General features: G+C 75.9%; 10 protein-coding genes and 1 riboswitch. Of the genes, 4 read left to right on the top strand and 6 right to left on the bottom strand.

The window, feature by feature from the left end; all coding sequences use genetic code 11:
* The 4 genes from MNZ39_RS22005 to MNZ39_RS21990 all read right to left on the bottom strand — a co-directional run.
* Positions 1 to 1,336: carboxypeptidase-like regulatory domain-containing protein (locus MNZ39_RS22005; protein WP_242341244.1), on the bottom strand; the 1,336-nt coding region annotated here is incomplete at its 3' end.
* A 194-nt stretch (positions 1,337 to 1,530) separates the two neighbouring features.
* Positions 1,531 to 2,733 carry a metallophosphoesterase gene (locus MNZ39_RS22000; protein ID WP_242341243.1) on the bottom strand — a complete coding sequence of 401 codons (1,203 nt, stop codon included), beginning with the start codon at positions 2,731 to 2,733 and terminating at the stop codon, positions 1,531 to 1,533.
* Positions 2,734 to 2,864: 131 nt separating this feature from the next.
* Positions 2,865 to 3,227: a hypothetical protein gene (locus MNZ39_RS21995; protein WP_242341242.1), complete on the bottom strand. Its 363-nt coding sequence runs from the start codon at positions 3,225 to 3,227 to the stop codon at positions 2,865 to 2,867.
* A 77-nt stretch (positions 3,228 to 3,304) separates the two neighbouring features.
* Positions 3,305 to 3,643 (bottom strand): 4a-hydroxytetrahydrobiopterin dehydratase, encoded by a 339-nt coding sequence (locus tag MNZ39_RS21990; RefSeq protein WP_242341241.1) that lies wholly within the window; start codon positions 3,641 to 3,643, stop codon positions 3,305 to 3,307.
* 88 nt (positions 3,644 to 3,731) lie between these two features.
* On the opposite strand from MNZ39_RS21990, the gene MNZ39_RS21985 reads away from it, so the two are divergent.
* A complete protein-coding gene (locus tag MNZ39_RS21985) occupies positions 3,732 to 4,100 on the top strand; it encodes a DUF423 domain-containing protein (protein ID WP_242341240.1) in 369 nt (122 codons plus the stop codon).
* A gap of 45 nt (positions 4,101 to 4,145) precedes the next feature.
* Here MNZ39_RS21985 and MNZ39_RS21980 read toward each other — a convergent pair whose 3' ends face one another.
* Positions 4,146 to 4,463, bottom strand: a complete 318-nt coding sequence (locus MNZ39_RS21980) for a rhodanese-like domain-containing protein (protein ID WP_242341239.1) — start codon at positions 4,461 to 4,463, stop codon at positions 4,146 to 4,148.
* A 78-nt stretch (positions 4,464 to 4,541) separates the two neighbouring features.
* Here MNZ39_RS21980 and MNZ39_RS21975 point away from each other — a divergent pair, with 78 nt between their 5' ends.
* Together MNZ39_RS21975 and MNZ39_RS21970 are read left to right on the top strand one after the other, a co-directional pair.
* Complete coding sequence (locus MNZ39_RS21975; protein ID WP_242341238.1) at positions 4,542 to 5,846, top strand: POT family MFS transporter; 1,305 nt, start codon at positions 4,542 to 4,544, stop codon at positions 5,844 to 5,846.
* A gap of 20 nt (positions 5,847 to 5,866) precedes the next feature.
* A complete protein-coding gene (locus MNZ39_RS21970; RefSeq protein WP_242341237.1) occupies positions 5,867 to 7,240 on the top strand; it encodes a POT family MFS transporter in 1,374 nt (457 codons plus the stop codon).
* Here the strand turns inward: MNZ39_RS21970 and MNZ39_RS21965 are convergent.
* Positions 7,149 to 8,066 carry an NAD-dependent epimerase/dehydratase family protein gene (locus tag MNZ39_RS21965; protein ID WP_242341236.1) on the bottom strand — a complete coding sequence of 306 codons (918 nt, stop codon included), beginning with the start codon at positions 8,064 to 8,066 and terminating at the stop codon, positions 7,149 to 7,151. The two genes, MNZ39_RS21970 and MNZ39_RS21965, sit on opposite strands and share 92 nt — an antisense overlap.
* A gap of 100 nt (positions 8,067 to 8,166) precedes the next feature.
* Positions 8,167 to 8,372, top strand: a riboswitch (cobalamin riboswitch).
* Between MNZ39_RS21965 and MNZ39_RS21960 the strand changes: the two genes are divergently transcribed.
* Positions 8,373 to 9,085, top strand: a 713-nt coding sequence (locus MNZ39_RS21960) for an energy-coupling factor ABC transporter permease (protein WP_242341235.1), incomplete at its 3' end; no start/stop codon positions are given.

Here is a 9,085-nt window from a genome sequence, read left to right as displayed (position 1 = left end):
GCCCGTCGCCGCGCGCCTCGACGCGCACGCGCGCTCCGTCGAGCGGCCGCCCGCGCGCGTCGCCGACCGCGCCCTCGATGGCGCCCGTGCCCGCGAGCGGGACGCGGAGCGGGAACGTCGCGCCCGCCTCCAGCGTCACGCCGCGCTGGAGCGCGGGGCTCCTGCCGGCCGCGGCGGCGCGCAGGTCGTACTGCCCGGGGGCGAGCGCGGGGATGCGGTAGCGGCCGTCGGCGCCCGCGAGCACGCGCGCGGCGAGCGCGCCGGTCTCGTGCGGCGAGAGCGCCACCTCGGCGCCCGGCACCGGGCGGCCGGAGCCCTCCTCGACCACCTCGCCCGCGAGCGCGGCCGGAGGCCCCAGCACGAGCTCGACTCCGCCGGTCGTCGCGCCGGCCTGCACGGAGACCGGGCCGACCCCGCCGGCGCGCTCGCCCTCGACCGCGGAGAGCCGGTAGCTCCCGGCGGGCACGGCGAGGGTGAAGCGCCCGCTCGCGTCGGAGATGGCCTCGCCGGAGTGATCGCGGGAGGCGCCGCGCACGGTCGCGCGCGCGGAGGGCCGGCCGCTCGCGTCGTGGACGACGCCCTCGATCCGGCCGAGCGGCTCGAGCGCGATGGCGAGCGCGCCTGTGCGCGGCACCGCGACGCGCCTGAGGAGGGCCGGGTGGAGGTCCGCCGCCTCGGCGGCGACGGCGTAGCTCGCGGGTGCGAGCCCCGCGAGCCGGGCGACGCCGGACGCGTCCGCGGTCGCCGTGACCTGCTCCTCCACCGGCGCCGACGGCGGGCCGAACCGCAGCGGGCCTGCGGCAGCCGGGAACGCGACCACGCGCGCAGCGACCGGCCGGCCCTCCGGGCGCGAGGCGACGCGCACCTCCAGCGAGACCGGCTGCTCGAGCGCGACCTCCGCGTGCGTCAGGTCCTCGCCGCGCGGGCGGACGACCTCCGCGTGCGCGGTCCCGAGGCCCGCGGCGCGCACCGCCACGAGGTAGCTGCCCGGGCGCGCGGGGAGCCGGGCGACCCCGGTTCCGTCGGTGCGCGCCACGCCGGCGCGGCGCCACGCGGGCGCGAGCGTGCCCGGCCCAGGCGGCAGCGCGAGGTAGAGGCGGACCTCCGCGCCCGCGAGCGGCGCCTCGCCCGAGGTCGCGAGGAGCTCGAGCTGCCCGTCGGCCGCGGTGGCGGGGGGCTCGGCGGGCGGCGTCACCTCGGGCACGGGCGCCGCGGCGCTCACCGTGGCCGGCACCTGCCGGGCGGGGTGGAACGCGATCCGGCGGACGACGAAGACGCTCACCAGGGCGGCGGCGCCGAACACGAGGACGATCACGGCGACGGAGCGGAAGCGCATTCGAGGGATCCTCCGGGCTGACGCGCCCGAGGTTAGACCGCGGCCGGGGCGGGAGAGACGGCCCTTGCGGGCCCGGGCGCGCGCGCACGGCGCGGACCGGGCGGAGGGCGCGCCTGCGGCCGGCTGGACGCCCGTCCGTCACGCGGGGTGACGTCCCGAGCAACGCAGCGGGCCCCGCGCGGGAGCGCGGCGGGCTAGGTCGTGAGCACGATGCGCGCGATCTCGGGCGGGGAGCCGAGCCGCAGCGGAGGGCCCCAGTAGCCGGTGCCGCGCGAGACGAAGATCTGGCCGGCACGGTCGCCTTCGGCGTGCCGGTGCAGCCCCTTCACGTAGGGCTGCGCCGCCGCGACGAGCAGGTTGAACGGGACGATCTGCCCGCCGTGGGTGTGGCCGGAGAGCTGGAGCTCCACCCCCGCCTGCACCGCCTCGGCGACGCCGCGCGGCTGGTGCGCGAGCAGGACGAGGCCGCGCTCGGGGTCGCGGCCGGCGAGGGCGCGGCGGAGGTCGTTCTCGTGCCCGCCGTTCATCCGCGCCGCGCTCCAGTCGTCGACGCCGGCGAGGTCGATCGACGCACCGGCGTCGCCGACGGTCACGCGCTCGTTGCGGAGCACGCGGACGCCGAGCCGGGGAAGCTCCTCGAGCCACTCCTCGACGCCCGAGTAGTACTCGTGGTTGCCCGTGACGAAGTAGACGCCGTAGCGCGCGCGCAGTCGCCCGAGGTGGGAGATGGCGCGCCCGAGGTCGCGCACGCTGCCGTCCACGAGGTCGCCGGTGATGGCGATGACGTCGGGACGGAGGGCGTTCGTCTGGTCCACCGCGCGGCGCACGTCGCGCTCGCCGATGGTGGGCCCGACGTGGAGATCGGTGAGCTGCGCGATGGTGAGGCCGGAGAGCGTGGGCGGGAGCCGCTCGAGCCGCACCGGCACCTCGGAGATCTCGGCCGGGCCGGTCGCGGCGCGGAAGGCGAGCGCCGCCGCGCCGCCGGTGGCGAGGGCGGCCCCGCCGGCGATCGCGCGCGCCACGAACAGCCGGCGGGCGGGATCCGCGGGCGGGTCGGGGCGCCGGCGGAGCCAGTCTGCGAGGAGCTCGCTGCCGTGCAGCGCGGCGCGGACGGCGTCGATCGCGACGAGCGCGCAGAAGAGCATGAAGGCGAGGCCGAGCCAGCCGAAGGCGACGGCCGGGACGATGCGCGCGAGCGGGCGGGGCGCGGCGCGGAGGGCGACGAGGCCGAGCGGCATCGCGAACGAGAGCACGACGAGCGACACGGTCGCGACGCGGCGCCACGGGTCGGCCATCGCGGTGTCGCGAACCAGGCGGATCCACAGGTACGTGTGCATGCCGCCGAGGACGGCGAGGCTCACGACGACGAAGATCGAGAGGGAGAGAGCGCGGCTCACGGGGGGGTTCTCTAACCCCGCGCGGCCGTCGTCGCCAGCGCGGCGTCGCCGCGGCGCCCGGGCCCCGGAGACGGCGCGGCCCGCGCGCACTCGAGCGCACGGGCCGCGGACGACGGGCGAGCGTGAGGAGGTCAGCGCCAGGCGTAGGCGCGGAGCGCGTCCCAGCGCGCCTCGAGCTCCGCGCGGCGCGACGCGTACCACCGCTCGAACCTGCGGACCTTGCCCGGGCGGCCCGCGTAGCGCGCGTAGAAGTCGGCGCGGGTGTCCTCGAGCTCGCGCAGCTCGCGGCGGATCTCGCGCGCCTCGCGCTCCCGCGGCGACTCCCAGCGCCCGTCCCGGCCCCAGTCGTGGCGCCCGTCGCGACCCCAGTCGGCCGGCGCGGGGCGGGGCGGCGGAAGGCGGTCCTCGTCGCAGGGCTTGGCGAGCGCAGCGGACGGCAGCGCGGCGGCGAGGGCGACGGCGAGGGCGAGCTTCCTCAGGGACAGGGACGTCATGGCTTCCTCCGGTGTCGTGTTACCCCTTCCACCGGAGAGACGGCCCCTCCCTTCCTTCTATTCAGCGCGCGCTCGCCTCACGCGCGCGAGGCGGGGAGTCGATCGAGCTTCGCCGCGAGGATGAAGTCGTTCTCGGACAGCCCGCCGATGGCGTGCGTCCAGAGCGTCACGTCCACCGCGCTGTAGTGGACGGAGAAGTCGGGGTGGTGGCCCTCGTCCTCGGCGAGCTCGGCCATCGCGTTCACGAAGGCGATCGCGTGGCGGAAGTCCTTGAACCGGTAGTGCTTGTGGAGCTGCGTCGCGTCCAGCCGCGCGTCCCAGCCGTCGAGCGAGCGGAGCCCCTCCTCGACCTCGCCCGGGGTCATCTTGGGGATGCCGCCCTCGCAGGGGACGCAGCGCTTCGTCGTGAAGTCCATGCCCGGGAGACCTGCGCCGGGAGGGGCGCTCGCGCAAGGCTTGGGCGGGACGTCCGCGCGCGGGCGGCGTCGGCTATCCTCGCCCGCCATGGAACGGACCTTCCTCGCGCTCGGCGCGATCTCCGCCGCGATCTCCGTCGCGGCCGGCGCGTTCGGCGCGCACGCCCTCAAGACGCGGCTCTCGCCGGACCTCCTCGCAATCTTCGAGACCGGCGCGCGCTACGAGATGTACCACGCGCTCGGCCTCATCGCGGCCGGCTGGGCGGCGGCGCGCCTCGGCGGGGCGGCGCCGGCGTGGGCCGGGTGGCTCTTCGCGCTCGGGACGCTGCTCTTCTCCGGCAGCCTCTACGCGCTCGCGCTCACCGGGGTGCGCGCGCTCGGGGCGGTGACGCCGTTCGGCGGGGTGGCCTTCATCGCGGGCTGGATCGCGCTCGCGCTGTCCGCGCTGCGGCGCTGAGCGGCGGCGCGTGCCGCGCGGCCGACGCGCCGCGCCGCGCCGCCGTCAGGGCGTGCCCTCGAACGGCAGCCCCTCGCGCGCCCAGCGGACTGTGCCTCCGTCCACGCTCGCCGCCCTTGGCGCGCCCGCCCGCTCGGCGAGGGCGGCGGCGGTGAGGCTGCGGGCGCCGTGCGCGCAGATGAAGACGACCGGCCGCCCGTCGACGAGGTGCGCGTTCGGCGCGAGGGCGAGGACGCGGAGCGGGACGTGGCGCGCGCCGGGGATCCGGCCGCGGGACCACTCGTGCGGCTCGCGCACGTCGACGAGGTCGTGCCCGCCCTGCGAGACGAGGGCGTGCGCGTCGGCGGGAGAGAGTCGGGTCATGGCGTCACGGTCTAACCGGCCGACGTCCCCCGCGCAGCCTCGCCTCGGGCCCCCTCCCGTGGCAGAGTCACGCCTCGAATGAGCGCGACCCCCCGGGATCGGTTCCCGCCGTCGATCAAGTTCCTCGCCTGGAACGAGGCTGCCGAGCGGTTCTCCTACTACGGCATGACCTCCGTCCTCGCCCTCTACATGGCGAGGAACCTCGGGCTCCCCGAGCACCGCGCCATCGCCGGCTTCCAGGTGTTCACCGCGGCCGTGTACCTGATGCCGCTCGCGGGGGCGCTCCTCGCCGACTGGGTGCTCGGCCGCTACCGCACGATCCTGTGGCTCTCGTTCGGCTACGTCGCCGGCCACGCGACGCTCGCGGTGTGGGAGAGCGGCACCGGCCTCGTGGTGGGCCTCGGCCTCATCGCCATCGGCGCGGGCGGCATCAAGCCGTGCGCCTCCGCGTTCGCGGGCGACCAGATCCCGCCCGGCCAGGAGGGGCTCCTCGCGCGCCTGTACGACCTCTACTACTGGATGATCAACCTCGGCTCGACGGTCGGGACGCTCGTCATCCCGCTGCTGCTCGACCGCGTGAGCCCGCGCGTCGCGTTCGGCGTGCCGGGCCTCGCCATGGCGGCCGCGCTCCTCGTGTTCTGGCTCGGTCGCGGCAAGTACGTGCACGCGCCGCCGCTGCGCAGCGCGCCGCCGCCCGCGCCGGGCGAGGCGGCCGAGGCGCCGGCCCGCGCGGCGCTCCTGCGCATCATGGCGATCTTCGCGCCGGTGGCGGCGTTCTGGGCGCTCTTCTTCCAGTACGGCTCGTCGTGGACGCTGCAGGCCGACCGCATGCGGCGCGACGTGCTCGGCTTCCACGTCGCCTCCGGCCAGGTGCAGACGCTCGACGCCGCCTTCGTCCTCACGCTCATCCCGGTGTTCGCGGTGTTCGTCTATCCGGCGCTCGAGCGGCGCGGGGTGCGCGTGACGGCGCTGCGCAAGATGACGGTGGGGATGTTCGTCACGGTGCTCTCGTTCGTGGCCGCGGCGCTCGTCGAGGCGCGCCTCGGCGAGGCCGGGGCGCCGCCGCACGTCGTCTGGCAGGTGCCCCAGTACCTGTTCCTCACCATCGGCGAGGTGCTCGTGTCGGTCACCGCGCTCGAGTTCGCCTACGCGGAGTCGCCGAAGCGGCTGAAGAGCGTGGTGATGGGCCTGTGGTACCTCACCATCGCCTCGGGCTCGATCCTCACGGCGGTCGTCGCCTGGGTGAACCGCTTCCAGGGCGTGGCCTACTACGCGTTCTTCGCGGTCCTCATGCTGGGCGCCGCGGTGGTCTTCGCGCTCGTCGCCTGGTGGTACCCGGCCGCGCCGGCGCGGCGCGGCGCGGCGTCCGGGGTCGCCGCCTGATCCCGGAGCCCGAGACGGACATGGCCCACGCCGAGCGCTATCCGCCCCAGGTCAAGTACATCGTCGGCAACGAGCTCTGCGAGCGCTTCTCGTTCTACGGGATGCGCTCGATCCTGACGCTCTACATGATCCAGTACCTGCTGCTCGCGCAGCAGGACGCGAAGGCCTACTTCCACTACTTCGTGATGGCGAACTACCTCACGCCGCTCGTCGGCGGGTGGATCGCCGACCGGTTCTGGGGGCGCTACCGCACGATCCTCTGGATCTCGCTCGGCTACGTGGCCGGGCACGCGGTGCTCGCCGTCTGGGAGACGCCCGCGGGCCTCCTCGCCGGCCTCTCGCTCATCGCGCTCGGCGCGGGCGGCATCAAGCCGTGCGTCTCGGCGTTCGTCGGCGATCAGTTCGGGCCGGCCCAGCAGACGCTCATGCAGCGGGTGTACGGGTGGTTCTACTGGTCCATCAACCTCGGCTCGGCCTCGGCGAACCTGCTCATCCCGTGGCTGCTGAAGCGCCACGGGGCGCCGGTCGCGTTCGCCGTCCCGGGCGTGCTGATGGCGCTCTCGCTCCTCGTCTTCTGGGCGGGGACGAAGCACTACGTGCAGGCGCCGCCCTCCGGCCCGAACCCGCACGGCTTCCTGCGCGTCGTGGCGCGCGCCGTGCGCCGCCTCGGCACCGGCCGCGCCGGCGAGCACTGGCTGGAGGGCGCGCGAGACGCGCACCCGCCGGAGGCGATCGCGGGCGCGAGGGCGGTCTTCCGCATCATGGGGGTGTTCTCGGCGGTGACGATCTTCTGGGCGCTCTTCGACCAGAAGGCGTCGTCGTGGGTCATCCAGGCGAGCCAGATGGACCTCGTCGTCCGCGGCTTCGAGATGTCGCCGGCGCAGCTCCAGGCGGCGAACCCGTTCCTCGTCATGACGCTCATCCCGCTCTTCACGTGGGGAGTGTTCCCCCTCCTCGAGCGGCGCGGCCTCGAGCTCACCCCGCTCAAGAAGATGACGGCGGGGATGTTCGTCACCGCGCTCTCGTTCGGCGCGGCGGCGATCGTGCAGACCTTCGTCGATCGCGGCGGCGCGCCGCCGAGCGCGCTCTGGCAGCTGCCGCAGTACGTGCTCCTCACGGTCGGAGAAGTGCTCGTCTCGGTGACCGGCCTCGAGTTCAGCTACACGCAGGCGCCGCGGGCGATGCGGAGCACGATCATGTCGCTCTGGTTCCTCGCGATCGCGCTCGGGAACCTGCTCACCGCCGTCTTCACGCGCCTCGTCTCGCTGCAGGGGGCCGCGTACTTCTGGGTCTTCGCCGGCCTCATGCTCGCCGCCGCGCTCGCGTTCCGCGAGGTCGCGCGGCGGTACCGCCCCGTGCCGGCGGCGGTCGACGTGGTGGCGGCGGAGGGGTGAGCGGCGCCGCGATCGAGGCGACGACACCCTCGCGATAGGACGGGTACGCGAGCGCGACGCCGAGCGCCTCGAACGCGGCCCGTCCGTCGACACGGCGACCGCCGTGCGGTCCCGGGATCCTGTCGGGCAGCGCGGGGGGGACGAGGCCGAGCGAGGCGCAGAACGCGGCCACCTCGCGCGCGCTCGCCGGCGACGAGTCCGCCGCGGGGTACGCGCCCGTGAGCCCGGAGGCGAGCGCGGCCTCGCAGAGCGCCGCGAGGTCGTCGACGTGGATGCGCGACACGACGCGATCAGGATCGCCGCCGCGCCGTGGCGCGGCCCCCGCGCGCGCATGCAGCCCGCGGCCGGGGCCATAGATCGCCGAGGCACGGAGGACCAGCGAAGACCACGGCCCCCGCGCGACGCCCCGCTCGGCGTCGAGCCGAAGCGCTCCCTCGTGAGTGCGCGGCGCCGCAGCGGTCTCGGCGTCGACGTCGCGCTGCCCGCCGTAGACCGAGGTCGACGAGAGGTACACGACGCGCCCGGGCGGCGAGAGCGTGGCGAGCAGGGCCGCCGTCGCGTCCCCCCGCACGCCGAGGCGCTCGAGCGGCGGCACCGAGAGCAGCACGGCGAAGCCGGGCGTGAGCCGGGCCGCCGCGGACGCAACGCCTCCCCACGAGGCGGGCCGGGCCGCGTCGAACGCAACCACCGTCGCGCCGCGCTCCGCGAGGGACGCGAGCGTCTCTTCGTCGCGAGCCGCCGCGACGACGGACACACCGTGCGCGAGCAGGCGTGCGGCGACGTGACGCCCAGTGTACCCACACCCGAGGATCAGCACCTCTCGCACCGACCGAGGATAACCCCCCGCGCTCGGCGCGGGAGTTCCTGAGCGTTGGCGAGACGATGCGCGGAGGCGCTTGACACCGCGGGCGGCGGGACGCTACGAGGCGAGGACAAGATGCTCGGGTGCCCGTCGAGGGCATAACAGGGAAGCCGGTGAGAATCCGGCGCGGTCCCGCCACTGTGAGTGGGGAGCCGCTCTCGTGAGCCACTCGGTCCAGCGGACCGGGGAAGGCGAGAGCGGCGTGAGAGGGGAAGGTGTTCCCCTCCGAACCCATGAGCCAGGAGACCTACCCGAGCTGGCGAGGACGCCATGCCGCAAGGCTGCCGTCCCGCGGGCGCGGAGATCGCCCGCTGGGACCCCGACATCCGGACCGTCTCGCGTCGTGCCGCGCCGGCGCTCGCCGCGGCGGCGCTCGCGTGGCCCGCCTCCGCGCGCGCGATGCACCTCGCCGACGGCGTCCTGCCGCCCGCGCAGGCGGTGCTCTGGTTCTGCGCCTGCGCACCGTTCGTGGCGGCGGCGTTCGCCGCGTGGCGCCGGGCCGGAGACGACCGGCTCGCGCGGCCGCTCATCGCGACCGCCGCCGCGCTCGTGCTCGCGCTCTCGAGCGTCGAGATCCCCCTCCCGCTCGGCACGTCGGCGCACGCGTGTGGCGTCGGGCTCGCCGCGATCCTGCTCGGCGCCCGCCGCGCGATCCTCGCCGCGCTCGCGGCCGTCGTGCTCCAGGCGTTCCTGCTCGGCCACGGCGGCGTGACCGCGATCGGCGCCGACCTCGCGTCGATGGGGATCGCCGGCGCGCTCGCCGCGCACGCCGCGTTTCGCGGGCTACGCGCCGCGCGCCTTCCTCTCGCGCTCGCTGCAGCCGCGAGCGCCCTCGCCGCGAGCGTCGCGACCTACGCGCTCGCCTCGCTCCAGCTCGCGCTCGCGCTCTCGGCGCCCGGCGCGTTCCGGACCACGCTCCTCGGCGTAGCGGCGACGTACGCGCCCGCCGAGCTCCCCATGGCGGCCCTCGAGGCCGCCGCCAC

It is taken from the genome of Anaeromyxobacter sp. SG66 (assembly GCF_022690805.1).
Taxonomy (GTDB): Bacteria; Myxococcota; Myxococcia; order Myxococcales; family Anaeromyxobacteraceae; genus Anaeromyxobacter; species Anaeromyxobacter soli.
The sequence above is the reverse complement of the archived record's forward strand: the minus strand, read 5'-3'. Positions and strand labels throughout refer to the sequence as shown.